Origin of the sequence: Rhizobium altiplani, assembly GCF_001542405.1 — a bacterium.
GTDB classification, from domain to species: Bacteria; Pseudomonadota; Alphaproteobacteria; order Rhizobiales; family Rhizobiaceae; genus Rhizobium; species Rhizobium altiplani.
The window spans coordinates 282,567-308,451 of sequence record NZ_LNCD01000123.1; the positions used below are offsets into that span (position 1 = coordinate 282,567).

Here is a 25,885-nt window from a genome sequence, read left to right on the forward strand (position 1 = left end):
GGCAGAGCAAGGGAGCCTCTTTCAATGTCAATCTCGAAATTTTCCTCCACATATGCGCGGCTTGCTGCTGCGCCTGCCGCGCTGCTCGCGCCGGTTGCCGCCTTCGCGCAGGATGCCGCCACGACCGCTGCGCCTGCTGCCGCCGCTGCTGCTCCTGCGATGACGGTCGACAAGGGTGACAACACGTGGATGCTCATCTCCACCGTGCTTGTCCTGCTGATGACAATTCCGGGCCTCGCCCTGTTCTACGGTGGCCTCGTCCGCGCCAAGAACATGCTTTCCGTTCTCATGCAGGTCTTCATGATCACGGCCGTGGTCATGATCATCTGGGTTACCTACGGCTATTCGCTGGCCTTTACGGACGGCGGTTCGCTCAACAGCTTCGTCGGCGGCTTCTCGAAGGCATTCCTTGCAGGCGTCGACACGACCACCCTGTCAGAGACCTTTACGAAGGGCGTTGCAATTCCCGAGCTGACCTTCGTTTGCTTCCAGATGACCTTCGCCTGCATCACGCCAGCCCTGATCGTCGGCGCCTTTGCCGAGCGCATCAAGTTCTCGGCCGTCATGCTGTTCGTGGTTCTGTGGGTCACTTTCGTCTACTTCCCGATGGCACACATGGTCTGGTTCTGGGGTGGCCCAAGCTCCTACACCTCGCCGTCTGGCCTGATCTTCTCCTACGGAGCGCTCGACTTCGCCGGCGGCACGGTCGTCCACATCAATGCCGGTATTGCCGGTCTGATCGGCGCCATCATGCTCGGCAAGCGCACGGGCTATAAGAAGGAAATCATGGCACCGCACTCCATGACCCTCACGATGGTCGGTGCTTCGCTTCTGTGGGTCGGCTGGTTCGGCTTCAATGCCGGATCGAACCTCGAAGCAAATGCCTACGCCTCGCTGGCGATGATCAACACCTTTGTCGCAACGGCTGCTGCCGCTGTGTCCTGGTGCCTCGTTGAAAACTTCACCCGCGGCAAGGCTTCAATGCTCGGTGCAGCTTCGGGCGCTGTCGCTGGTCTCGTTGCCGTTACCCCGGCAGCCGGCTTCGCCGGCCCAATGGGTTCGATCGTCCTCGGCCTCATCGTGTCGCCGGTCTGCTACTTCTTCGTTGACGTCGTGAAGAACAAGTTCAACTACGACGACTCGCTTGATGTCTTCGGCGTCCACTGCATCGGTGGTATCCTCGGCGCCATCGGCACCGGTATCCTGGTCAACCCGGCACTCGGCGGGGCAGGCATTGTCGACTACTCGACGGCCGATTTCGCCGCCGGCTATCCGGGCACGGCGACGCAGGTCTTCGCTCAGCTGAAGGGCGTCCTGACAACGATCGCATGGTCGGGTATCGGTTCCCTGATCCTCTACAAGATCGTTGATGTCGTCATCGGTCTGCGCGTCTCTGTTGAAGCCGAGCGTGAAGGTCTCGACCTTTCGACCCACGGCGAAGCCGCTTACCACGCGTAATCAAGGCATTGCGGCGCTGGCGCAAGCCGTCGCCGCTGAACAGCCCGTCGCGGCCTATTCATCCGAATAGACCGCTCTTGGCCCGGACCTCCATAGGTTCGGGCTTTTTTATTTTCCGCTGCAAGATGTGAGGGCGGCATGGTTAATACCGCTTTAACTGTCCTCTGATTAGGTGGGGCGAAGGTACTGAGCGCAGACGCTTGGCGATTCGAACGCTCTCACGCATTGGACGGGTACACACATGGCAAGAAGCACATCGCCAGCAATGGATGGCCGGCCGGACCGTTTTTCCCTCTCGGGTTTCATGTTCCGGCAGGCGCAGACCCTTTTTGGCTTCGCCATCTTCCTGCTGCTCGCATTGGCGGTCGCAGCGCTCGCGACCTGGAACGTCGCGGACCCGAGCTATTCCTATGCGACCGGAAACCAACCGACGAACATCCTGGGTTATGGCGGCGCCGCGTTCGCCGACATCGCCATGCAATTCTTTGGCCTGGCCAGTGTCGTGGCGCTTCTGCCGGTTGTCGCTTGGGCTCTCGCTCTGATCTCAGGCAGGCGTTTCAGCCGCATTCCCGCGCGCGCCGCAGCCTGGGCCTTGGGTTCCGTGCTCTCCTCCGCCGTTATTGGCTGCTTCCCGCCACCGCTCACCTGGCCGATCCCGAATGGCATCGGCGGCGTTATTGGCGACATGATCCTGCGGTTTCCTGCCTTGTTTGTCGGTGCCTATCCGACGGGCGCTTTTGCGACTGCCGTCGGTTCCGTATTCGCTGTCCCGACCGTCTGGATGATGCTGTTTGCTGCCGGCATCGTCGGTCGCAGCGAGGACGATGAAGAGGAAGCCGAGGAAGCCTACGCAAGCACTCGCTCCAAGCTGCGCTCGGTCGGCGACGAAGATGAAGATGACGATGAAGGCGGCTGGCTTGCCTTCGGTGCGCTGACGCACGCCTGGTACATGAGCCAGGCCCGAATACGCCGGCTGCTCGGCATGGGTCCGCGCAAGCGCCGGCAGGATGATTTCGAGTCGCCGTACGACTTCAACGACGACGAGTTTGGCAAGCTGAACGAGCCGGTTCGCGCCAAGGCGCCGGCCGGGCGTGGCGATCGCATGGAGCCATCAATGGAGCCGCGCGCTGCCTCGCAGCGCCGCGTTGTTTCTACTCCGTCCGTTTCGCTTGATGATGATGACGATGACGACGATCTGCCGTTCGACGACATGCCGCCGCGGCCGGCCGATATCCTGCCCGATGACGATGACTGGATGATGCGCGCGCCGGCCAAGGCGACCGGGCGCGCGGAACCGCGCGTCGTGCAGCCTCCGGCGCGGCCGAAACCTGGTGCGCGTCTCGAACGGGAGCAGCAGGGGTCGTTCATTCGTCCTGAAGGCTTCCAGCTTCCGTCGATGCACCTGCTCGCGGAACCGAAGAATGTCGTGCGAGATTCGACACTATCTGCCGACGCGCTGGAACAGAATGCGCGCATGCTCGAGGGCGTGCTCGAGGATTTCGGCGTCAAGGGCGAGATCATCCACGTTCGCCCCGGTCCGGTCGTCACGCTTTACGAACTGGAACCTGCGCCGGGCATCAAGTCGTCCCGCGTTATCGGCCTTGCCGACGATATTGCCCGTTCGATGAGCGCGATCGCTGCCCGCGTCGCCGTCGTGCCGGGTCGCAACGCGATCGGCATCGAACTGCCGAACTCCACGCGCGAAACCGTCTATCTGCGTGAACTCATCGCTTCCCGTGACTTCGATGGCTCCAAGGCCAAGCTTGCCATGGCGCTCGGCAAGACGATCGGCGGCGAGGCCGTGATTGCTGATCTGGCGAAGATGCCGCACTTGCTGGTTGCCGGTACGACCGGTTCCGGTAAGTCGGTCGCCATCAATACCATGATCCTGTCACTGCTCTACCGCATGACGCCGGAGCAGTGCCGCCTGATCATGATCGATCCGAAGATGCTCGAATTGTCCGTCTACGACGGCATTCCGCACCTACTCTCGCCTGTTGTGACGGATCCGAAGAAGGCAGTCGTTGCGCTCAAGTGGACCGTCCGCGAGATGGAAGAGCGGTACAAGAAGATGTCGAAGATCGGCGTCCGCAATATCGACGGCTTCAACAGCCGCGTCGAGCAGGCGCTTGCCAAGGGCGAGGTGATCTCGCGCACCGTCCAGACCGGTTTCGACCGCCATACCGGCGAAGCGATGTACGAGACGGAAGAATTCGACCTGCAGCCCATGCCTTACATCGTCGTCATTATCGACGAGATGGCCGACCTGATGATGGTCGCCGGCAAGGATATCGAAGGTGCGGTGCAGCGCCTGGCACAGATGGCACGCGCGGCCGGCATCCACGTCATCATGGCGACCCAGCGTCCGTCCGTCGATGTCATCACGGGCACGATCAAGGCAAACTTCCCGACGCGCATTTCCTTCCAGGTGACGTCGAAGATCGACAGCCGCACCATCCTCGGAGAGCAGGGCGCCGAGCAGCTGCTCGGCATGGGTGACATGCTCTATATGGCCGGCGGCGGGCGCATTCAGCGCGTCCATGGTCCGTTCGTTGCCGACATGGAAGTGGAGGAGATCGTTTCCTATCTGAAGACCCAGGGCTCGCCGCAATATCTCGACGCCATCACCGCAGATGACGACGAAGACGGCGACTACGGCGGCGGTCCGGCAGGGACGTCCAATCTCTCCGATTCCGACGATCCGTACGACCAGGCTGTCGCCATCGTTCTGCGTGACGGAAAGGCGTCAACGTCGTATATTCAGCGTAGACTTGGCATTGGATACAATCGCGCCGCATCACTGATCGAGCGGATGGAGCAGGAAGGCATTATCGGTCCCGCCAACCATGCTGGAAAACGCGAGATCCTGGTTCCGACCGAAGACGATATTCTGGACCGTTGAGGTCGACAGCGATCGAAATGACGCCGGGATCACGGAAACCTGATCGCGCCGAAACCGTTAGTTTATGCAGGTCTGCGAACTACGCCATGAAGGCGCCGCGTTTCCGCAGCATTCGAATTGCATAAAGGAGACATAGATGAACAACTCCGATTCCATCTTGGATCGCATCTCGCTGAGCCGGCGCCATCTTCTCGGCTCGCTGGCCGCCGCTGCGGCGTCTGCGATTCCGATTGCTGCCTATGCGCAAGCGGCATCCGCTGCTTCAGGTGCCAGCACCGCGCAGGCGATCGCGGATCACTTTTCGAGCGTCGCTACGATGCAGGGCGAATTCGTTCAATTCGGCCCGCGTGGCGAGCAGACCGGCGGAAAGTTCTACATTCAGCGCCCCGGCAAACTGCGCTTCAACTATGACAATCCGTCACCGATCCGTGTCATCGCGGACGGCAAGAACGTCGCTGTTGGAAATATGAAGCTCAAGACGTGGGATCTCTACCCATTGTCGAAGACGCCGCTCAGCCTGCTGTTGGCGCAACGGATCGATCTCTCGGCCGGCTCGGTGAAGAGCGTGAAGCAGGAATCCGACCTGACGACGATCGCCCTTGGCAACAACACGATCTTCGGTAACTCGACAATTACGATGATGTTCGACCCGAAGACCTACGATCTCCGCCAGTGGACGATTACCGACAATCAGGGCAAAGACACTTCGGTGATGGTGTTCAACGTCAAGACTGGCGTCCAGTTCGACGACAAGGTGTTCAGGGTACCATACGAGGTAATCCCGGGAACGGCCGCTTACCGAGATTGATTTCAGCTGTTTTACGAGAAGAACGCCTCGCGATCTCGCGGGGCGTTTTTCTTTGCGCGCATCCGTTCCATCGGCAAAGCCTTTGCTCTAAAGCCAGTTCGTCCGGTTTTGAAAGGCAACGATGGAATGAGCTTCTCGGTTACGACGTGGAATATCAACTCTCTGCGGCTGCGCATGCCGATCGTCGAGCAATTCGTCCTCAAACATAAGCCAGACATCCTTTGCTTCCAGGAAACGAAGGTTCCGAACGACTTGTTTCCTGCCTCGCCATTGCGCGCGATGGGCTACGAACACATCATCATCCATGGTCAGAAGGGCTATCATGGTGTTGCCATCGCATCGCGCGTTCCGTTGGTCGAGGACCACCGGCAGGACTATTGCAACGTCGGCGACGCGCGGCACATCTCGGCCATCTTCGAGCGCGGTAGCCGGCGTATTCGGCTGCATAACTTCTACGTGCCGGCCGGAGGCGACGAACCGGATCGGGAGATCAATCCGAAGTTCGGCCACAAGCTCGATTTCATCGAGGAAATGAAGCAGCTCAAGGCAAATGGTGAGGCGAATACATCGTCAATCCTTGTCGGCGACCTCAACATTGCTCCGCTTGAGCATGACGTCTGGTCCCACAAGCAGTTGCTGAAGATCGTCAGCCACACGCCGGTGGAGACAGAGGGCCTTCTCGAGGTGATGCAGCGCGGCGCCTGGCTCGACCTGATGCGGCAGCACGTGCCTGAGAACGAAAAGCTCTATACCTGGTGGAGCTATCGCGCCAAGGACTGGGAAGCGGCCGATCGCGGCCGTCGCCTTGACCACATCTGGAGCTCAAAGGATCTTGGGCCACACCTGCAGCGCATCGACATCCTGAAGGAAGCGCGCGGCTGGGAGCGGCCGTCCGACCACGTGCCTGTCACGGCGCACTTCAATCTCTGATCTGTCAGATAAAGCGGTGAAGCTGGGCCGCGGCTCGGGCCGCAAGCTCGGCAATATTGTCGCGGATGCGGCTTTCGATCAGCCGGGCTGCATCCGGATACTCCTCGATCAACCGATGGAAGAGCGAGCGTGTGATGCGGATGATGCTCGTGTCTTCCGTTGCAACGGCCGTAAACTTGCGTTCGACCAAGGTGATCAGGGCAAGTTCGGATAGAAGCGTGCCGGGTCCGACGGTGTTCTGGATCTCGGGCTGACCGTCGCGACCGGTGCGGCTGAGTTCGACATTGCCGCTGAGGATCACATAAGCGCTTTCTGCCGGCGAGCCCTCGCGGAAGAGCATCTGGCCGGCCGACATGACGCGGCGATCCGCACCAAAGGCGATCAGACGCAGCTGATCCTCGGACATGCCGTGGAACAGCGGCAGCTGCGACAGTAGCCTGATGTCGTCGTTTAGGGCCATGCTACGGTATGATCTTGTAGCCGCCGTTTTCCGTTACCAGAATCTCGGCGTTGGAGGGATCGCGTTCGATCTTCTGGCGGAGACGGTAAACGTGGGTTTCCAGGGTGTGTGTCGTCACCCCCGAATTGTAACCCCACACCTCTTCCAGCAGCACGTCACGGGTGACGACCTTTTGCTCCGCGCGATAGAGGTAGCGAATGATCGCGGCTTCCTTTTCGGTCAGACGGATCTTCTGCCCGCTGTCCATCGTCAGGAGCTTCTGGCTCGGCTTGAAGACGTAGGGGCCGACATTGAAGGTGGCGTCCTCGCTCTGCTCGTGCTGCCGCAGCTGCACGCGGATGCGGGCAAGCAGGACGGCAAAGCGGAAGGGCTTCGCGATGTAGTCGTTGGCGCCAGCCTCCAAGCCCAGGATCGTATCCGAGTCCGTGTCATGGCCGGTCAGCATGATGATCGGGGCTTTCAAGCCGCCCTTGCGCAGCAGCTTCACGGCTTCGCGGCCGTCCATGTCAGGCAGGCCCACATCCATGATCAACAGGTCGATCGGCGTTGATCGCGCGCGCTCGACACCCTTGGCCGCTGTCGTTTCCTGGAGGACCGTGAATTCGTCATAGAGCGAAAGCTGCTCCGTGAGTGTCTCGCGGAGGTCGTCATCATCATCCACCAAGAGAATGGTGCGTGCGGTCATGCGGCTCTTTCCCTCGCCTACGGTCCCTCACTCCTACGCCAATTTTCCGGCATTGGCAAAGATCGGGTGACCGAGCTGTTGTCGTATACGATGCTATGTGATTTCAATCACAAACCTAGCAATCGCAAACACATGTGAGAAAAATGGAGAAAACAAGGCGTCCGACGCGGATAAAGTCGACGACCCTCCTCGTTCGTCCTGCGCCCGGCAAAAAAGCAGGGCTTTGATCCAGTTCGGCGCCCTCAGGGTGCCTGCAGCGATCGGTCGTTCAGGCCGAACGGTTCTCAAGCGCGAGGGAGATGGCGCCACCCCTATCGCCTCGATGAAGTTGCTTTCCGGCTTCCGCCGCGGCGACCGGCCCACACATCTGGAGACGCCGCTTGCAATTCGCCGCATCCGTGAGGATATGCTCTGGTGCGACCAGCCGGACGACGCCAATTACAATCGCCTGGTCCGGGCGCCCTTCGGCCGCAGCCATGAGGATGAAGCGCAAGGACGGCCTCTACGACATCTGCCTCGTGCTCGACTGGAACGTCACGGCTCGGGCGCGCAATCGGGGCTCCGCGATTTTCTTCCATCTGATCAGGCCGGGTTACGAGCTGACCGCCGGCTGCGTCGCCGTTCATCCGCGCGATATGCAGCGTCTGCCCTTCATGCGCAGAGGCACTGTCGTTCGTGTTCTTTGACGCTCGGGGGTGATAAACCAGTCCCGCTTACCTATATGCCCTTTCGACCGGCGCACGGCTGAAATGCGCGCAGGGAAATCCGCAAGAAGCGGATTCAATCATGCCTCGTCCAATTCTTCAAAATTACGGAGACATATTGTGGCACAGCAACCCATCATCACTTTCCATGACGGACATTCCATTCCCCAGGTCGGTCTCGGCGTGTGGCAGACGCCCCAGGAGATTGCGGCACCGACGGTGCGCACGGCCATTGCCGCCGGCTATCGCCACATCGACACGGCGTCCGGCTACGACAACGAGGAAGGCGTCGGCGAGGGCATCCGGTCGTCCGGCCTCGATCGCAAGGACATTTTCGTCACCACCAAGCTCCGCAACACCGACCAGGGCTACGACGCGACCATGCGCGCCTTCGAAGGCAGCCTGAGGAAGCTCGGTACTGATTATGTCGATCTCTACCTCATCCACTGGCCGTCGCCGCAGCGTGGGCTCTATCGCGAAACCTGGAAGGCCTTCGTGAAGATCCGGGAAGAGGGCCGCGCTCGTTCGATCGGCGTTTCCAACTTCTATCCCGACCATCTCGAACAGATCATCGGCGATACAGGTGTCGTCCCTGTCATCAACCAGATCGAGCTGCATCCGGATTTCCAGCAGCGGGCGGCGCAGGAAGCGCACAAGAAGCTGAACATTGCCACCGAATCCTGGAGCCCGCTCGGTCAGGGCAAGTTGATCGCCGATGCGACGATTGGCGAGATCGCCAGGAAGCACGGAAAGACACCCGCGCAGGTCATCATCCGTTGGCACATCGACGGCGGTCTCGTCGTCATTCCGAAGTCGGTGACGCCGTCGCGCATTGAGGAGAATTTCAAGGTCTTCGATTTCAAGCTGGATGCAGCCGACATGGCGGCGATTGCCAAGCTCGACGACAAGAGCGCCCGCATGGGGCCGGATCCGTACACGGCCAATTTCTGATCTGAACTTTGCGCTCCCTCCTCTCTATGCGGGGAGGAGGGAGACGCAGTTTTCGCTCAGGCGAGCGAACGCGGCGTGACGAACCGCTCCAGTGTGCCGCTCTTTGGCTTTAGCCCTTTCCAGCGATCCACATCGAACTCGATGACGGCAAGTGCGGCTGTCGGGAATTTCTCCCTGATGCCAACACATGCCTCCGGGTCGCCTGCACCGATCAGGCCATCCGCAAGATCCTGAAAACCGGGATTGTGTCCGATCAGCATGAGGGTCCGGACCGATGGATCGATCGACTGTATGACGGCAGCGATCTTCGCCGCAGAGGCTTCGTACAAGTCCTCCGAATCCTGCTTTGCGATCGAGGGCGGCAGCTTTTTGGCGACGAGTTTCCAGGTCTGCTGCGTGCGGCGCGCGGACGATACAAGCACGAGATCGGGAATAAGCTTTTCACGCGCGAGGTAGCGGCCCATCAATGGCGCTGTCTTTTCTCCACGGCCGGCCAGCGGGCGGTCGTGGTCGGCCACGTCCTCCGGCCATGCGGATTTGGCGTGACGAAGAAGAAGCAGGCGTCGTTTGGTGGAGGGTTTTGCGGCGCTCATATGCTCACCTGAAAGGAGCCAGGGGGTCGAACGCGGCTATTGTCGCACCGAATACGTCCGGTGTCTGCCGAGATAGCCTCCCCCTCGTTTCCGAAGGGGAGGCCCTTATGCTTAGTTCCACTCGCGGATATCGACGAAGTGGCCGGCGATCGCCGCTGCGGCGGCCATCGCTGGAGACACCAGGTGCGTACGACCCTTGAAGCCCTGGCGGCCTTCGAAGTTGCGGTTCGAGGTCGAGGCGCAACGTTCGCCGGGCTTCAGGCGGTCGTCGTTCATGGCGAGGCACATGGAGCAGCCGGGCTCGCGCCAGTCAAAGCCGGCTGCCTTGAAGATCTTGTCGAGGCCTTCCTTCTCCGCTTGCTCCTTCACGAGGCCGGAGCCCGGAACGATCATGGCGTTGACGGTCGAGGCAACGGTCTTGCCCTCGACGACCTTGGCAACAGCGCGCAGGTCTTCGATGCGGCCGTTCGTGCAGGAGCCGATGAAGACGCGGTCGATGTTGATCTCGGTGATCGGGGTGCCGGGCTTCAGGCCCATGTAATCAAGCGCACGCCACTTGGAAGCGCGCTTCGTCTCTTCCGGGATTTCATCAGGGTTCGGAACGACGCCCTGAACGGAAATGACGTCCTCCGGCGAAGAGCCCCAAGATACGATCGGCGGCAGTTCAGCGGCGTTGAGCTTCACAACGCGGTCAAAATGCGCGCCTTCGTCCGACTTCAGGGTCTTCCAGTAAGCGATTGCCTGCTCCAGCGCCTCGCCCTTCGGCGCGCGCGGCTTGCCCTTGATGTACTCGAAGGTGGTCTCGTCAGGCGCGATCAGGCCGGCGCGAGCGCCGCCTTCGATCGACATGTTGCAGATGGTCATGCGGCCTTCCATCGACAGCGCGCGAATGGCTTCGCCGGCGTATTCGATAACGTAGCCGGTGCCGCCGGCGGTGCCGATTTCACCGATGATGGCGAGAACGATATCCTTGGCGGTGACGCCAGCCGGCAGTACGCCGTCGACCTGCACCAGCATGTTCTTCGCCTTCTTCTGGATCAGCGTCTGGGTGGCGAGCACGTGCTCGACCTCAGACGTGCCGATGCCATGGGCGAGCGAGCCGAAGGCGCCATGCGTCGAGGTGTGGCTGTCGCCGCAGACAATCGTCATGCCGGGCAGGGTGAAGCCCTGTTCCGGTCCGATGATGTGGACGATGCCCTGGCGCTTGTCGTTTTCCGAGTAGTACTCGACATTGAATTCGGCGGCGTTGATGGCGAGTTGCTCGACCTGGATACGGCTCTCTTCGTTCTTGATGCCGAGATGGCGATCAGGCGACGTCGGGACGTTGTGGTCGACCACAGCCAGCGTCTTTTCCGGCGCGCGAACCTTGCGGCCAGTCATGCGCAGGCCTTCGAAGGCCTGCGGCGAGGTGACTTCGTGGACCAGGTGGCGGTCGATGTAGAGAAGACAGGTGCCGTCGTCCTGCTGATCGACCAGGTGGTCGTCCCAGATCTTGTCGTAAAGGGTACGCGGTGCGCTCATGGCGGTAGGTCCGTTCTTGGATGCGTATGGAAAAATGGAGCTGGTGGCGGTGAGGCCCGCCGGGCCGTCATTCGATCAACGAAGTCGGCTGTTGAGTGCACCGGAAACGGCCGCAAAGAAGCGTGCCGGCAGGCGGTAATGATCCTGCAGCACGAAAATATGCGCCCCAATGCAACTGAACTTGGATTCCATGCGCTGTCACATACCAATTTTTCGCGACGGCGGCAATTCGAATCATTCGGCCGCTAACGCCGGTCTTTCCCGCGCATCCGTTTCTCGACCTGCCTCAGTGCAAGCGACAAACCGATCGTCAGGATGAGGTAGATATAGGTGACGATCGAATAGGTTTCAAAGAAACGAAACGAGCCGGAGGCATAGATCTTGCCCATCTGGGTGATGTCGGAGACGCCGAGCACCGACACCAGCGACGAGTCCTTGACCATCGCCACGAAATCGTTCGACAGCGGCGGGAAGATCACCCTGATCGCCTGCGGGAACACCACAAAGCGGAAGCGGTGATAGCGCGACAGGCCGAGCGCCTTGGCGGCTTCGATCTGGCCGTGATCGACCGACTGGATCCCGGCGCGGAACACTTCCGCGATGAAGGAGGAATAGCCGATCATCAAGGCGATGATTGCCCGCCACATCAGCGAGAAGTCGCGCACCATCACAGGTTCGCTGAGGCCGGCCTGGATCAGCGGGCGGGTCAGGAAATTGTAGGCGGCGACGATGCCGGGGGCGCCGACGAAGGCCACGTAGAACAGCAGCACCAGCATCGGCACGCCGCGGATGACTTCGACATAGAAGCGCGAGATCTGGCGAAGCACGACGCTGTCGGACAGTCCGAGCAGCGCGATGGCGAGACCGAGGATGGTTGCGAGTGCAAATCCCACCAGCGTCACGAAGATGGTAACACCGACGCCGTTGAAGACGGTGCGGAAGACCTGCGCATAGATGTCGTTGGCGATGATGACGACGGCAAGGACGATGCCGATCGCGACAAGGGCGACCAGCCACCAGGGATAGTCGCCCTTACTGTGCCCAACAGGGGCCGGCTGAGGTGCCATTAGGTGTTCGCCGAAGACGGGATCATTCGCCCATCTTGTAGTCGAGGAACCACTTCTTGTTCAGCGCGTCGAAGGTGCCGTCGGCCTTCAGGCTTGCGATTGCGGCATTGACCGGGGCGACGAGATCGGAGCCCTTCGGGAAGATGAAACCGAAATCCTCGGTGCCGAGCGGACCGCCGATGACCTTCAGGCTGCCATTCGAGGCGTCGACATAACCCTTGGCAGCGACGCTGTCGGTCAGCACCACGTCGACGTCGCCGGCCTTGAGCGCCTGGACGGTGGCGCCGAAGGTTTCGAAGAGCTTGACGCGTGGGTTTTGCTCGTTGCCATCAAGGATTTCGTAGACGGCGGTGTAGAAAGGCGAGGTGCCCGGCTGCGCGCCGACGAGGCCGTCATTGAAGGCGCCGAAGGTCTTGGCGTCGGTGAAGCGGCTTTCGTCGCCGCGCACCAGCATGAACTGCTGCGAGCGCATGTAGGGATCGGAGAAGTCGACCTTGGCCTTCCGGTCATCCTTGATGGTGATGCCGGTCATGCCGATGTTGTACTGGTTGTCGGAGACAGCCTGGATCATCGCGTCCCAGCTGGTGTTCTGATACTCGACCTTGAAGTTCAGCCGCTTGGCGATCTCGTTCATCGCATCATATTCCCAGCCGATCGCCTTGCCCGACTTCGGATCGACGAACTGTAGCGGCGGATAGGCGTTCTCGGTGACGACGACGACCGACTTGCCCTTGAGGTCGGGAAGGTCGGCGGCGAGGGCGGCGAGCGGCGACAGGACAAGTGCGGTCAGTCCTGCAAGAACGGTGCGACGGAACTGCATTAAATATCTCCCCGAAATATAGTCCGCGAAACCTGTCATAGTTGCGAAGTGGATGGCAAGAGAATTGCCGCGTGTCGCCATTCAAAAACAGAAAAGGCGGTCCAAAGACCGCCCTTCCATGCAAAGATTTTTGCGGGACAGATTGCAAATGTCGTCAGCGAGACGCGATACCATCCAGTTTCTGAATGGCTTCGGTGGGCAAGGTGATATCGGCGACCGCGAGGTTCTCCCTGAGGTGGAGACGTGACGAGGTCCCGGGTATGAGCAAGATATTCGGCGCGCGTCGCAGAAGCCACGCAAGAGCAACCTGCATCGGTGTTGCATCAAGCTCCGCAGCGACATCCGACAGCGTGGACGATTGCAATGGCGAGAAGCCCCCGAGCGGAAAGAAGGGCACATAGGCTGTTCCTTCCGTCGCGAGCTGTTCGATCAGCGGATCGTCCCCGCGGTGCACAAGATTGTACTGGTTTTGAACGCAAACGATTTCGGTGATCTTTCTGCCGTCCGCGACTTGCTTGGTGGTGACGTTGGAGAGGCCAACGTGTCTGACAAGGCCCTGGCGCTGAAGATCGGCGAGGATGGTGAGGGGTTCTTCCAGAGATCCCTCCGCCGGGCCATGGACATCAAACATGGCCCGCAGATTGACCACATCGATCACCTCGAGGCCGAGATTCATGAGGTTGTCGTGAATTGCCTGCGTCAGCGCTTCTTTTGAGAAGGCCGGATTCCAAGACGCGTCTGGCCCACGCGTTGCTCCGATCTTCGTGACGATCACAAGATCATCCCGATAAGGATGCAGCGCCTCCCTGATGATCTGGTTGGTGACGTGCGGGCCGTAGAAGTCGCTGGTGTCGATGTGGTTGACTCCGCTTTCGACTGCTTCGCGTAACACAGCGATTGCCTCGGCGCGATCCTTCGGTGGCCCGAAGACGCCTTTGCCGGCGAGTTGCATGGTCCCGTAGCCAAGCCGCGCCACCGTGCGGTCGCCGAGCGTGAATGTGCCCGATTTTTCGAGATTGGACATGATCTGCTCCGTTTAAAGACAGGGCAGAAATAGGTCAGACCGGCTCCTGCGATAACGGCATACATTCCGCACGGGCTGTTCGGAATTTCGGACAATGACGGGTAGAGGACCGGACGTCAGGCCCAACCTCTACGCGGTCCGACCTGCCAGTGACTCGCTATTGCCAGCAACAAAAAAAGGCGACCCGAAGGCCGCCTTTCCGACAATCACGAAGGATTGAAACTTATTCTGCTGCCGGCTCAGCTGCTGCGGCAGCTTCTGCTGCTGCCTTGGCCTCTGCAGCTTCCTGTGCTGCCTTTTCGGCTGCGAGCGCCTGAGCTGCTGCAACCTTTTCGGCTTCCAGGCGTGCCTTTTCCTCGGCAACGGCCTGACGCTCGGCGTCGTTGAGCTTGCGAGCGCGGGTGCCGGTGTTCTCGACGATACGAGCCGACTTGCCGCGACGATCACGCAGGTAGTAGAGCTTCGCGCGACGGACCTTACCGCGGCGAACGACTTCTACGCTTTCGATAGCAGGGGAGCAGACCGGGAATACGCGCTCGACGCCTTCGCCGTAGGAGATCTTGCGAACCGTGAAGTTCTCCTGCAGACCGCCGCCAGAGCGAGCGATGCAAACGCCTTCGTAGGCCTGTACGCGGGTACGGTTGCCTTCCTTGACGCGGACGTTGACGCGAACGGTATCGCCCGGGGAGAATTCCGGAAGCGTGCGCTGTGCTTCGATCTTGGCGACCTGTTCGGCCTCAAGCTGCTGAATGATATTCATGACTCAACCTCTTTGTTGGTTCAACAGCCAGAGCGCTCTGAACGATCTATCTTTGGTCGAGCCGCAGATATTTGCCGGTGAGGGCAGGAGCGAATTCGTCTGTTTTTCTTTACGTGGTTGATGGGAGTTTTCCCATTCCGGGCGTGCGCATACCGTATTGCGCAGGCTTTGTCACCCCTTTGGCCCGGAAATTTCGCCGCGCCGACCGCCAAACTGGGCTTTTGCCAGTGCTGCACGATATCAAGCCTGTGACTCATTTGATTAAATATTTGTCAAATGCACAACAGGGGAGCAGATTCTCATTTGGGTCAAATTGTGATCCGTGGGAGTTTTGGAGGGGAATGAATGACAATAAGTAATCCGTCGTCCTCGCTCTATAATGAGGACTTGGCGCCCGCTCAGGAGAGGAAGTGGGGCGCCTTCAGTATTTTCAATGTGTGGACCTCGGACGTTCACAGCCTCTGGGGTTATTATCTCGCAGCGAGTCTTTTCCTGCTGTGCGGCAGCTTTATCAACTTCGTGATTGCGATCGGCTTCGGCTCGCTCGTCATCTTCTTCCTCATGAGTCTCGTCGGCAACGCCGGCGTCAAGACGGGTGTGCCGTTCCCGGTTCTTGCCCGCGCCTCGTTCGGTACGTTCGGGGCCAATGCGCCGGCGCTCGTGCGCGCCGTCGTCGCCTGCTTTTGGTACGGCGCGCAAACGGCGGCGGCATCGGGCGCGATCGTGGCTCTTCTCATCCGCAATGAGAGCATGCTTGCCTTCCACCAGAATAGCCACATGCTTGGTCATTCCACGCTTGAGGTCATCTGCTACGTCGTCGTTTGGTCCCTGCAGCTCCTGATCATCCAGCGTGGCATGGAGACCGTGCGCAGGTTTCAGGACATGGCCGGGCCCGCTGTCTGGATCATGATGCTTGTCCTGGCGGTTTATCTTGTCGTCAAGGCCGGCACCTTCTCCTTCGGCAGCGAGATCCCACGCGACGTTCTGCTCGAGAGGACGAAGGAAGTCGGCATCGCCGGCGAGCCTGGCTCGTTCGCGGCTCTTGCCGCGGTTGCCGCGACATGGATCACCTACTTTGCGGCTCTCTACCTAAATTTCTGCGATTTCTCGCGCTACACCAAGGACACCAAGACCTTGCGCAAGGGCAATCTCTGGGGTCTGCCGATCAACCTGCTCGCCTTCTGCCTCGTCGCGGGCGTCACAACCACGGCTGCATTCACCGTCTACGGCGAAGTACTGCTGCATCCGGAGGCGATCTCCGCGAAGTTCGACAACTGGTTCCTGGCACTGCTTGCGGCACTGACTTTCGCCGTTGCAACGCTCGGCATCAACGTGGTCGCCAACTTCGTCTCGCCGGCCTTCGATTTCTCGAATGTCTTCCCGCGCCAGATCAGCTTCAAGCGGGGCGGTTGGATTGCGGCCCTGATTGCGCTGGTGCTCTATCCGTTCGCGCCGTGGGAAACGGGTGCCGCGCACTTCGTCAACTTCATCGGTTCGACGATGGGCCCGATCTTCGGGATCATGATGGTCGACTACTATCTGATCCGGAAGGGTGAGCTGAACGTCGCGGATCTTTATCAGGAGAATGGCGAGTTCCGCTTCCAGAATGGCTGGCACACGAATGCCTTCATCGCCTTCGTGGTCGGCTCGCTGTTCTCATCGATCCTGCCGACGTTCACGTCGATCTTGCCGGAATGGTGGGGGACCTATGGCTGGTTCTTCGGCGTCGGCATCGGCGGCGTTGTCTACTACGCATTGCGCGCGAGCGCACGCGGCTCTGCGGTGGGCGCTACCAACTGACACCCGAAATTCGAATGCCCGGCTTTGGCCGGGCATTTTTCATTCTTCCAGCAGATCCGGGCGTCGTTCCCGGGTCAGCTGCAACGCCTGCTCGCGGCGCCATTTCTCGATCGCGCCGTGATTGCCCGATGTGAGGATCGCCGGAATCTCGCGGCCCTCCCATACTTGTGGGCGCGTGTAGTGCGGATGCTCGAGCAGGCCGCCTTCGAAGCTCTCGTGCAGTCCGGAAAGATCATTGCCCATGACGCCAGGCAGGATGCGGACGATCGCATCCAGTATGGTGAGTGCAGCCGGTTCGCCGCCCGACAGCACGTAGTCGCCGATCGAGACCTCTTCCAGCTCGCGCGCATCGATGACGCGCTGATCGACGCCCTCAAAGCGACCGCAAACGATGATGACGCCATCGCCGGAAGCAAGCTCGCGTACGCGTTCCTGCGTCAGCGGTTTTCCGCGCGGGCTCATCAGCAGCCGGGGGCGGCTGTCGTTCTCGGAAGTGCTGTCGATGGCGCGGGCGAGAACATCGGGCTTGAGCACCATGCCCGCGCCGCCGCCAGCGGGCGTATCATCGACAGTGCGGTGTTTGTCGGTGGCAAAGTCGCGGATCTGCAGGGTATCGAGCGACCATTGGCCACGCTCCATCGCCTTCCCGGCGAGGGAGTGGCCGAGATGGCCCGGAAACATTTCCGGATAGAGGGTCAGCACGGTCGCGCGAAACGCCATCGACGGCCTCACTTCTTCTTTTTCGGCTTGTCGGGCGTGAAGTTCGGTGCGTCATCCTCACTATCGACGAGGCCAGCGGCGAGCGGATCGATGGTGATCCTGCCGCTTTCAAGGTCGATGTCGAGAACCGAGGCTTCAGAGAAGGGGATCAATACCGGGCGCTTGCCGGGACCCTTGAGCTCCAGCAGATCGCCGGCGCCGAAGTCGAAAACGCCGGTCACGGTGCCATAGCTGACGCCCTGGTCGTCGAGCGCTTCCAGACCCTCGAGATCGGCGTAGAAGAATTCGTCTTCTTCCAGCTCCTCGTCCGGCAGGTTGTCGCGCTCGATGTAGAGCTCCAGTCCGTTCAGCGCCTCGGCGGCATTGCGGTCGTTGATGCCGCGGAATCGGACGACGACGACGTTCTTCATTTCCCGGATATCGAGAATCTCGAAGGTGCGGCCATCAAGGCTGTGCAGGTTGCCGTAGTCGCCGAGCGCGGTCGGATCGGCGGTATAGGCCTTAGCGCGTACTTCGCCGCGCAGGCCTTGGGCGCCACCGATCGTTGCCATCAGAACCGGATTTTCAAGCTTTGGCATGACGTCCTTCACATGAAGCCGCAAAATCTGGGCTTCTCTTAAACGAAGTGCAGCGGAATGGAAACGAAAACGGGCGGCATGTCGCCATGCCGCCCGTTCGATAAGCGAAGGTTCCCGATTATTCTGCGGAAGCAGCAGCTTCAGCAGCGTCGGCGGCCTTCTGAGCCTTTTCAGCAGCGCGCTCCTGAGCCTTCTTGCCCGGCTTTGCCTTTTCCGGGTTGCTCTTGGCATCGCGCTTTGCGAGGCCGGCTTCGTTGAGGAAGCGCAGAACGCGATCGGTCGGCTGTGCGCCCTGATCGAGCCAGTGCTTGATGCGGTCGTTGTTCAGCGTGATGCGAGCGCCGTTGTCCTTGGCGAGCATCGGGTTCCAGGAACCGAGGTTCTCGAGGAAGCGGCCATCGCGCGGCGAACGGGCGTCGGCGAGAACGATGTGGTAGTACGGGCGCTTCTTGGAACCACCGCGTGCGAGACGAATTTTCAGTGCCATTTTCTTTACTCCTTGGACTTTTCTGGACCGCCTGATCCGGCGGTATGGTTCATTTTGCTGCGGCGCCGTTTTCGGCGTGGTCTGCAGCGATCTGCTCATGATGCCGGATGACTTCCTTGATGATGAAGTTCAGGAACTTCTCGGCGAAATCCGGATCCAGATTGGCATCCTTCGCCAGATGGCGGAGACGTTCGATCTGGTATTCTTCGCGCGCCGGATCGGCCGGCGGCAACTTGTACTTGGCCTTGAGAACGCCGACCTCTTTGGTGCAGCGGAAACGTTCGGCCAGGATATGGACCAGCGCGGCGTCGATGTTGTCGATCGACTGGCGATAGTTCGAAAGCTGGGCTTTGATTTCAGGATCAATCATTGTCTACGCGACCCCTTCACTTCTTCTTGGGCAGGCCGGGAAGGCCTGGGAAACCACCGCCGAGACCCGGCAGCTTGGCGCCGCCCAGACCCGGCAAACCGCCACCGCCGAGGCCGGGCAGCCCGCCGCCCGGCTTTCCTAGACCGGCAGCTTCAGCTTGCTTCTGGAGCGCTTCGAGCTGCTTGGGGTCGATATTCGAAAGATCGGGCATGCCGCCGCCAAGGCCACCAAGGCCACCAAGGCCCATCTTGCCGGCAAGGCCACCCATCATCTGCTTCATCAGGCCGCCCTTACCCTTGCCGCCCATCATCTTCATCATGTCCGCCATCTGGCGGTGCATTTTCAGAAGCTTGTTGATGTCGGCGGCATCGGTGCCGGAACCGGCGGCGATGCGCTTCTTGCGGGAGTGCTTGAGAATATCGGGATTGGCGCGCTCGGCCTTGGTCATCGAGGAGATTATGGCGAGCTGGCGGCCGAACAGGCTGTCGTTCAGACCGGCCGAAGCCATCTTGTCCTTCATGCCTGCCATACCGGGCATCATCGACATGATGCCGCCCATGCCGCCCATCTTCTGCATCTGGCGCAACTGGTCGGCGAGGTCGTTGAGATCGAACTTGCCCTTGGCCATCTTGGCGGCCATGGCAGCCGCCTTCTCGGCGTCGATGTTTTCAGCGGCGCGCTCGACGAGCGAAACGATATCGCCCATGCCGAGGATGCGGTCAGCAATACGGCGGGGATGGAACTCTTCGAGTTCGCCCATACGCTCGCCGACACCGATGAGCTTGATCGGCTTGCCTGTCACCGCGCGCATCGAAAGTGCTGCACCGCCACGGCCATCGCCGTCCATGCGGGTGAGCACGAGGCCGGTGATGCCGACGCGCTCGTCGAAGTTGCGCGCCAGGTTGACGGCGTCCTGACCGGTCAGCGAGTCCGCGACCAGCAGGATTTCATGCGGATTCGACTTCTTCTTGATGTCGGCCATTTCGACCATCAAGGGCTCGTCGATATGCGTGCGGCCGGCGGTGTCGAGGATGACGACGTCATGGCCACCGAGTTTCGCTGCCTGTACGGCGCGGGCGGCAATGTCGGTCGGCGACTGGCCAGCGATAACAGGAAGCGTGTCGACACCAGTCTGGACACCAAGTTGGCGCAGCTGCTCCTGGGCGGCCGGACGTCGCGTATCAAGCGACGCCATCAGCACCTTCTTCTTCTCGCGGTCGGTGAGCCGTTTGGCGATCTTCGCGGTCGTCGTCGTCTTACCGGAGCCTTGCAGACCGACCATCATGATGACGACGGGGGCGGCCGCATGCAGGTCGACGCCGACGCCTTCGCCGCCGAGCATCTCGATCAGCTCGTCATGGACGATCTTGACGACCATCTGGCCGGGCTTGATCGACTTCAGGATCTCGGCGCCGACGGCCTTTTCGCGGACGCGATCGGTAAAGGAGCGCACGACATCGAGCGCCACGTCAGCCTCCAGAAGCGCGCGGCGAACCTCGCGCAGCGCTGCGGAAACATCGCTTTCCGAAAGCGCGCCACGGCCTGTCAGTCCATTCAGAATGGATCCAAGACGGTCCTGGAGGTTCTCAAACATCGGCTCTTCCTTGTGATTTCCTGAAGACGGAAACCTTGTGCTTTTCCTTGACGAAAACAAGACGCATAGCCAAAAAGCACCCGAGGGCGCATCGCGCTGTCGGGTGTGGACCTCCGGGATCTCTTTATACCTCTACGGGTCCCGGTCGGTGGCTCGAGTCTTGAAGCTCGTCGCAGATTGAGCGGCGGTAAACAGGAAAACGGACCGCGAGTCAAGGGAAGGCCGAGAAAAGACGGCGTTTCGACCTTTCAAAAGCGCGCGCCCGATCCCAGATCTGCTTTCCCTGCAACGGAATCGCTTTGTATGCCTACGGCCAAAAGACGCAATCCCTACTATCAAGGGCCTGTCTCCGATCACTTCGACGGCACGCATTTCTTCAATCCGGATGGTATCGAGCCTCTCGGTTTTCGAGATCTGATGCGATGGCAGTTTGGCGGCAACCGCGATCGCTGGCCGAAGTCGGTTCCGAGCCCCTTCGTACCGGCCAAGCCGGATGCGCGCGTTGATGGCGACGATCTGCGGGTAACCATGGTCGGCCACGCGACGATGCTAGTGCAGGTCGCGGGGCTCAATATCCTGACAGATCCCGTATGGTCCGATCGGGCCAGCCCCTTCGCCTTCGCCGGACCGAAGCGCGTCGTGGCACCCGGTATCGCGTTCGACGACCTGCCGCCGATCGACCTCGTTCTCGTTTCGCATAACCACTACGATCATCTCGATGTCGCGACGCTCAGGCGGCTGCAGGCGAGGCATCGGCCGCATGTCGTAACGCCGCTTGGCAACGATACGATCATTCGTCGCGCCGTTCCCACCATGCAGGTGACGGCGATGGATTGGGGCGAGCGCATCCCGCTTGCCGGCATCCGCATCGATGCCGAGCCGGTGCATCATTGGTCGGCACGCGGCACCGGGGATCGTCGCATGGCGCTCTGGGCCGCCTTCGTCCTGTCAACGACCGCCGGGAAGATCTACCATGTCGGGGATACGGGCTTTCATGGGGGCGTCAACTACAGGGCTGCCCAGCAGAAGCATGGTGCCTTTCGCCTCGCCGTCCTGCCTTTCGGAGCCTATGAACCGCGCTGGTTCATGAAGGGCCAACATCAGAATCCTGATGAAGCGGTGATGGGAATGGAGCTTGCCAATGCTGCCTATGTGGCCGGCCATCACTTTGCGACGTTCCAGCTGACCGACGAGGCAATCGAGACGCCGGTCAAGGCGCTAAAGACAGCCTTGGCCGAGCGCGAAATACCGCAGGAGCGGTTCAGGCCGCTTAGAGCCGGCGAGGTATTCGACGTGCCAGCGGCATGATCAATGCGCGTGGGCTCCGGCACCATGCGCATTGATGATGGTGTCGGCCTCCTTGCCGTAGAGTTCTTCGAAATGATCGAAGGTCTTGGAGAAGTGGCCGATGCCCTGCGTTGCCGATCTGAGCGACCGGGCCAATTCATCAAGCACGCCGCCGGGCACGAGCGCTCGAAATATATCCCAGCCCTTCGCGTTCTCGTCCCGGTCGAAGCCGAGCACCTGTCCCTTGAGCGAGGAGACGAGCGTCACCATTCCGCCGGAATAGACCGAGGGGATATGGATCTCCACCCGCACCACAGGCTGCATGAGAACGGCGGAAGCTTGTGAAAGCGCTTGCTTGACGCCCATTTTCCCAGCGGTCCGGAAGGCGAAATCGGAGCTGTCGACCGAGTGATACTGGCCGTCGGTCAGCACGACGTCGACATCGACGACCTGGAAGCCGAGCGGACCTTTCTCCATGGCTTCGCGGGCGCCGGCTTCAACGGCTGGGATGTAGTTTCGGGGCACGGTCCCGCCCTTGACGCTTTCGCCGAAGGTGAAGCCCTGGCCGCGCTCGTTCGGCCTGACGCTGAGTTGCACGTCTGCGAACTGTCCGGCGCCGCCCGTTTGCTTGCGGTGCCGGTAGCGCACATCCGAAGGTTTGGAAATGGTTTCTCGGTAGACGGGGTTTGGTGCGCGTTCGGAAACTTCGACGCGGAAGACCTCCGACAGTGTTTTGCGGAGATCACGCAGATGGACCGGCCCCTGGGCGCAGATCAGCGCCGCGCCTGTGCCTTCCTCCTGCATCACCTTCAAGCCGCGATCGGTTTCCGCCAGTTTCGCCAGGGTCGCGGAAAGCTTGGTTTCGTCCCGTTCGCTGCCGGGAACGAGAATTCTTTCCAGCATCGGTGTCGGCGGTGTCGTCCAATCGGGTGGCTCGACGCTGGCTGTCTGCGTCAGCAGGGCAGTCGCTGGCAGATGGTCGGATTTTAGTGCGGCAAAGACGCTGCCAGCCTCCACGCTGCCGCTGATTGGCTTTCCGTTGCCGGCCTCCTGCAGCGGACCCAGCGTGGCGCCGCCCAAGGGAGCGCCCTGCTTCAAGCCGTCGGCGAGCGCCCGCACCAGCACCGTCTTGCCGACATTAGCCTTGTGGTAGGCGTGGAAACTCACGGCAGAAAGGGCAGCTTCTTCCACACTTCCTGCGAGCCTCGACCGCAGTGCCGTTGCCGGCGGCGCTTCGTGGCGAAGGGCCTTCATCAGGCGCATGATGCCGTTGCTGTGCGAGGCTGAGCCGAACAGCACGGGGATAACCCGGTTCTCCTTGAGAATGCGCGAAGAGATCGTAAACAGCGTATCGCTTGCCGGCTCCCGGTCTTCGATGAGTTCCTCGAGAAGCCAGTCATCGAACTCCGAGAGCTGTTCCAGCATTTCGGCCCGCGCCTCGTGCTCCCGCTCGACGGCATCCTGCGGCAGCTCGATCAGCGCGGACGGCTGACCTTCCCGATAGCGCCAGGCGCGCTCGGAAATCAGGTCACAGCTGCCGACGATCCGGTCGCCTTCGCGGATGGGTACTTGCCGAAGGACAAGCGGATGGTTGGAATAGGTCTGAAGTGCGGCAATGACATCGCGCAACCGGCCGCGCGGCTCGTCCATCCTGTTGATGAAAATCAGGCAGGGCGTGCCGGAGGCCTCGATGGCGCGCAGATAGGGTGCTGCCAGCACGGCTTCATCAGGCGTCGGCGATATGCAGAGGATACAGGCGTCGCTGACGAGCAGGGCATCCTGCGCCAGGGCCAGTGCCTCATTTGCCCCGGGAGTGTCGATCGCACACCACGCTTCGTCCTTGAAGTCAAATTCCGTCAGGCTTGATCCATATGGAGAGGCTGACTTTCTGGGCGTTCCCTCGAGCGAGGCCAGCTTTGCGACGAGTGTCGTTTTTCCCGTCTGCGAGGGCCCAAGTACGGTGACGCAGCGCATCGGCGATCCTCCCTGCCAAAAGCACCATCCCAGAGCAAGAATGCCCCGAAGCGGCGAAAAGCGCTAGATATCTGCGCTCATTCTTAAATATGAGGTCACGGCATTTCCTCTCTGGCAATGTGTGGCTCATCCACCGCCAGTCAAGCCACTGGTAATTCCCCCGCATTTCCGCCATATACAGCCCAAACAGAGACGGACATGACACTATGAGCGCAACGGTCGAATTCGCGAAGATGAACGGGCTTGGCAACAAGATCCTGGTCGTCGACATGCGCGGCCGCACAGACAAGGTAGCGCCTGCGGCGGCAATCGCGCTGAATGCCGCTGACGACACACAGTTCGACCAGATCATGGCGATCCATGATCCAAAGGCAGCTGGCACAGATGCCTGGATCGATATTCTGAACTCCGACGGCTCGAAGGCGCAGGCCTGTGGCAACGGCACGCGCTGCGTTGTGCAGGCGCTTGCTTCGGAAACCGGCAAGAAGGTTTTCACATTCCAGACGGTGGCCGGCATCCTCAATGCCACCGAGCATGAAGACGGGACGATCTCGGTCGATATGGGCAAGCCGGTCTTCGACTGGGACAAGATCCCGCTCGCCGAAGAATTCCACGATACCAGCCGCATCGAGCTGCAAATCGGGCCGATCGACAATCCCGTGCTGCATTCGCCCTCCGTCGCTTCGATGGGCAATCCGCATGCGATCTTCTGGATCGACCGTGATCCGATGTCGTTCGATCTCGGCCGCTTCGGGCCGCTGCTCGAAAACCATCCGATGTTCCCCGAGCGCGCCAATATCACGCTGGCGCAGGTGACCTCTCCGAACTCGATCACGACGCGCACCTGGGAGCGGGGCGCGGGACTGACGCTCGCCTGCGGTTCTGCCGCTTGTGCGACGGCGGTATCCGCCGCTCGCACCGGACGGACCGGGCGCGAAGTCGCGGTGAAGGTTGCAAGCAGCCCCAATCAGGGCGTGCTGACGATCGAATGGCGCGAACGCGATGCTCACGTCATCATGACCGGCCCGGCTGAATGGGAATGGTCGGGCACGCTCGATCCGTCGACGGGTGCGTGGTCGCGCGATGCGGCGCCGGGAGCCGAAGCGCGGTGAGCGGCGTCGAGGTCATCACCTTCGGCTGTCGTCTCAATACCTACGAATCCGAAGTGATGCGGGCGCAGGCCGAGAAGGCCGGGCTCAATAATGCCATCCTCGTCAATACCTGTGCGGTTACCGGCGAAGCTGTGCGTCAGGCACGCCAGGCGATCCGACGTGCGCGGCGCGACAATCCTCATGCCCGCATCATCGTCACTGGCTGCGCGGCCCAGACGGAAAAAGAAACCTTCGCCGATATGGCCGAGGTCGATGCTGTCCTCGGCAACGAGGAGAAACTGAAGCGCGCTTCCTATCGCTCCCTGCCGGATTTCGGCGTTTCGGCGGAAGAGAAGCTGCGCGTCAACGACATCATGAGCGTGCGCCAGACGGCGCCGCAGATGGTCAAGCATATCGATGGTCATGTGCGGGCTTTCATTCAGGTCCAGAACGGCTGCGACCACCGCTGCACCTTCTGCATCATTCCCTATGGCCGAGGAAATTCGCGGTCGGTGCCGATGGGGGCGGTTGTCGATCAGGCGCGGAAACTCGTCGAAAGTGGCTACCGGGAGATCGTGCTGACCGGGGTCGACGCGACCAGCTATGGTGCCGGTCTTCCCGGAGAGCCGACGCTCGGGCTGCTTGCCAAGACGCTGTTGAAGCAGGTGCCGGATATTCGCCGCCTGCGGCTTTCGTCGATCGACAGCATCGAAGCGGACAAGCATCTGTTGGACCTCATTGCCGACGAAGCGCGGTTCATGCCGCATCTCCACCTTTCGCTGCAGCATGGCGACGACATGATCCTGAAGCGGATGAAGCGTCGCCATTCGAGCGCGGATGCCCTAGCTTTCGTCAACGACGTGCGCCGTCTGCGGCCGCAGATGAGCTTCGGCGCGGACATGATCGCCGGCTTTCCAACCGAGAGCGAAGAAATGTTCGCCAATGCGGTGCGGCTGGCGGAAGAGGCCAATATCGCTCATCTCCACGTGTTCCCTTACAGCCCGCGGCCGGGGACACCTGCCGCGCGCATGCCGCAGCTCGATCGCGCGCTGGTCAAGGAGCGGGCAGCGCGACTGCGCGCCACTGGACATCGCCTGCATCAGTCCCATCTCGACGGAATGGTCGGAACGCAGCAATGGCTGCTGGTGGAAAACAACGGTTTGGCGCATACCGAGAACTTCACGCTTGTCGCAGCGGCGGGACTTGCGCCCCGAAGCTTCGTGCAGGCTGTCATCACCGGACACAACGGCAAACACCTCGACATGCAATTGACGGCCGCCGACGCGGCCTGAGTTTACGGA

At 60.8% G+C, this 25,885-nt stretch carries 23 protein-coding genes and 1 pseudogene; 10 read left to right on the forward strand and 14 right to left on the reverse strand.

What is annotated here, in order from left to right; all coding sequences use genetic code 11:
* Positions 1–24 precede the first annotated feature (24 nt).
* The 4 genes from AS026_RS29665 (at position 25) to AS026_RS29680 (ending at position 6,098) form a co-directional block, all read left to right on the forward strand.
* Positions 25–1,458, forward strand: coding sequence for an ammonium transporter (locus AS026_RS29665; RefSeq protein WP_025658121.1), 1,434 nt, complete (start codon positions 25–27; stop codon positions 1,456–1,458).
* A 241-nt stretch (positions 1,459–1,699) separates the two neighbouring features.
* Positions 1,700–4,360: an FtsK/SpoIIIE family DNA translocase gene (locus tag AS026_RS29670; protein WP_062374054.1), complete on the forward strand. Its 2,661-nt coding sequence runs from the start codon at positions 1,700–1,702 to the stop codon at positions 4,358–4,360.
* Positions 4,361–4,496: 136 nt separating this feature from the next.
* Positions 4,497–5,168: an outer membrane lipoprotein carrier protein LolA gene (locus AS026_RS29675; RefSeq protein WP_025658123.1), complete on the forward strand. Its 672-nt coding sequence runs from the start codon at positions 4,497–4,499 to the stop codon at positions 5,166–5,168.
* A gap of 126 nt (positions 5,169–5,294) precedes the next feature.
* On the forward strand, positions 5,295–6,098 hold the full coding sequence (locus tag AS026_RS29680; protein ID WP_062374056.1) for an exodeoxyribonuclease III: 804 nt from the start codon (positions 5,295–5,297) through the stop codon (positions 6,096–6,098).
* A 4-nt stretch (positions 6,099–6,102) separates the two neighbouring features.
* Here the strand turns inward: AS026_RS29680 and AS026_RS29685 are convergent, their stop codons facing one another.
* Both AS026_RS29685 and AS026_RS29690 read right to left on the reverse strand, forming a co-directional pair.
* Positions 6,103–6,558 (reverse strand): cyclic nucleotide-binding domain-containing protein, encoded by a 456-nt coding sequence (locus AS026_RS29685; RefSeq protein WP_018855835.1) that lies wholly within the window; start codon positions 6,556–6,558, stop codon positions 6,103–6,105.
* A 1-nt stretch (position 6,559) separates the two neighbouring features.
* Positions 6,560–7,243 (reverse strand): response regulator transcription factor, encoded by a 684-nt coding sequence (locus AS026_RS29690; RefSeq protein ID WP_018855834.1) that lies wholly within the window; start codon positions 7,241–7,243, stop codon positions 6,560–6,562.
* A gap of 143 nt (positions 7,244–7,386) precedes the next feature.
* On the opposite strand from AS026_RS29690, the pseudogene AS026_RS29695 reads away from it, so the two are divergent.
* Positions 7,387–7,929, forward strand: a pseudogene (locus AS026_RS29695) (L,D-transpeptidase family protein).
* 138 nt (positions 7,930–8,067) lie between these two features.
* Positions 8,068–8,898 carry an aldo/keto reductase gene (locus AS026_RS29700; protein WP_062374059.1) on the forward strand — a complete coding sequence of 277 codons (831 nt, stop codon included), beginning with the start codon at positions 8,068–8,070 and terminating at the stop codon, positions 8,896–8,898.
* 56 nt (positions 8,899–8,954) lie between these two features.
* Here AS026_RS29700 and AS026_RS29705 read toward each other — a convergent pair whose 3' ends face one another.
* The 6 genes from AS026_RS29705 to rplS form a co-directional block, all read right to left on the reverse strand.
* Positions 8,955–9,491 carry a SixA phosphatase family protein gene (locus tag AS026_RS29705; RefSeq protein ID WP_062374063.1) on the reverse strand — a complete coding sequence of 179 codons (537 nt, stop codon included), beginning with the start codon at positions 9,489–9,491 and terminating at the stop codon, positions 8,955–8,957.
* A gap of 111 nt (positions 9,492–9,602) precedes the next feature.
* Positions 9,603–11,012 (reverse strand): 3-isopropylmalate dehydratase large subunit, encoded by a 1,410-nt coding sequence (leuC, locus tag AS026_RS29710; RefSeq protein ID WP_018855831.1) that lies wholly within the window; start codon positions 11,010–11,012, stop codon positions 9,603–9,605.
* A gap of 245 nt (positions 11,013–11,257) precedes the next feature.
* Positions 11,258–12,079, reverse strand: a complete 822-nt coding sequence (locus tag AS026_RS29715) for an amino acid ABC transporter permease (RefSeq protein WP_062374066.1) — start codon at positions 12,077–12,079, stop codon at positions 11,258–11,260.
* 22 nt (positions 12,080–12,101) lie between these two features.
* Entirely contained in the window at positions 12,102–12,899 is a 798-nt protein-coding gene (locus tag AS026_RS29720) for a transporter substrate-binding domain-containing protein (RefSeq protein ID WP_062374069.1), read from the reverse strand.
* 154 nt (positions 12,900–13,053) lie between these two features.
* Positions 13,054–13,923: an aldo/keto reductase family oxidoreductase gene (locus AS026_RS29725; RefSeq protein WP_062374072.1), complete on the reverse strand. Its 870-nt coding sequence runs from the start codon at positions 13,921–13,923 to the stop codon at positions 13,054–13,056.
* A gap of 223 nt (positions 13,924–14,146) precedes the next feature.
* Positions 14,147–14,683: a 50S ribosomal protein L19 gene (gene rplS, locus AS026_RS29730; RefSeq protein WP_018855826.1), complete on the reverse strand. Its 537-nt coding sequence runs from the start codon at positions 14,681–14,683 to the stop codon at positions 14,147–14,149.
* A 345-nt stretch (positions 14,684–15,028) separates the two neighbouring features.
* On the opposite strand from rplS, the gene AS026_RS29735 reads away from it, so the two are divergent.
* Positions 15,029–16,483, forward strand: a complete 1,455-nt coding sequence (locus AS026_RS29735) for an NCS1 family nucleobase:cation symporter-1 (protein WP_062374075.1) — start codon at positions 15,029–15,031, stop codon at positions 16,481–16,483.
* Between the two features lie 39 nt (positions 16,484–16,522).
* Here AS026_RS29735 and trmD read toward each other — a convergent pair whose 3' ends face one another.
* The 5 genes from trmD to ffh form a co-directional block, all read right to left on the reverse strand.
* Complete coding sequence (trmD, locus tag AS026_RS29740; RefSeq protein WP_062374078.1) at positions 16,523–17,203, reverse strand: tRNA (guanosine(37)-N1)-methyltransferase TrmD; 681 nt, start codon at positions 17,201–17,203, stop codon at positions 16,523–16,525.
* 8 nt (positions 17,204–17,211) lie between these two features.
* Positions 17,212–17,781 carry a ribosome maturation factor RimM gene (gene rimM, locus AS026_RS29745; protein WP_018855823.1) on the reverse strand — a complete coding sequence of 190 codons (570 nt, stop codon included), beginning with the start codon at positions 17,779–17,781 and terminating at the stop codon, positions 17,212–17,214.
* A gap of 118 nt (positions 17,782–17,899) precedes the next feature.
* The gene (rpsP, locus tag AS026_RS29750) at positions 17,900–18,268 is read right to left on the reverse strand and encodes a 30S ribosomal protein S16 (RefSeq protein ID WP_016556657.1); all 369 of its coding nucleotides are present in this window, start codon (positions 18,266–18,268) and stop codon (positions 17,900–17,902) included.
* Between the two features lie 49 nt (positions 18,269–18,317).
* Complete coding sequence (locus tag AS026_RS29755) at positions 18,318–18,638, reverse strand: chorismate mutase (protein WP_016556656.1); 321 nt, start codon at positions 18,636–18,638, stop codon at positions 18,318–18,320.
* Positions 18,639–18,654: 16 nt separating this feature from the next.
* Entirely contained in the window at positions 18,655–20,232 is a 1,578-nt protein-coding gene (gene ffh / locus AS026_RS29760; RefSeq protein WP_062374081.1) for a signal recognition particle protein, read from the reverse strand.
* Positions 20,233–20,535: 303 nt separating this feature from the next.
* On the opposite strand from ffh, the gene AS026_RS29765 reads away from it, so the two are divergent.
* Positions 20,536–21,540: an MBL fold metallo-hydrolase gene (locus AS026_RS29765; protein WP_062374086.1), complete on the forward strand. Its 1,005-nt coding sequence runs from the start codon at positions 20,536–20,538 to the stop codon at positions 21,538–21,540.
* Here AS026_RS29765 and AS026_RS29770 read toward each other — a convergent pair whose 3' ends face one another.
* The gene (locus AS026_RS29770; RefSeq protein WP_018855819.1) at positions 21,541–23,493 is read right to left on the reverse strand and encodes an elongation factor G; all 1,953 of its coding nucleotides are present in this window, start codon (positions 23,491–23,493) and stop codon (positions 21,541–21,543) included.
* A 206-nt stretch (positions 23,494–23,699) separates the two neighbouring features.
* Here AS026_RS29770 and dapF point away from each other — a divergent pair, with 206 nt between their 5' ends.
* Together dapF and mtaB are read left to right on the forward strand one after the other, a co-directional pair.
* A complete protein-coding gene (gene dapF, locus AS026_RS29775) occupies positions 23,700–24,605 on the forward strand; it encodes a diaminopimelate epimerase (protein WP_025658137.1) in 906 nt (301 codons plus the stop codon).
* On the forward strand, positions 24,602–25,876 hold the full coding sequence (gene mtaB / locus AS026_RS29780; protein WP_025658138.1) for a tRNA (N(6)-L-threonylcarbamoyladenosine(37)-C(2))-methylthiotransferase MtaB: 1,275 nt from the start codon (positions 24,602–24,604) through the stop codon (positions 25,874–25,876). Before dapF ends, mtaB begins: the two co-directional genes overlap by 4 nt.
* Positions 25,877–25,885: the final 9 nt, after the last annotated feature.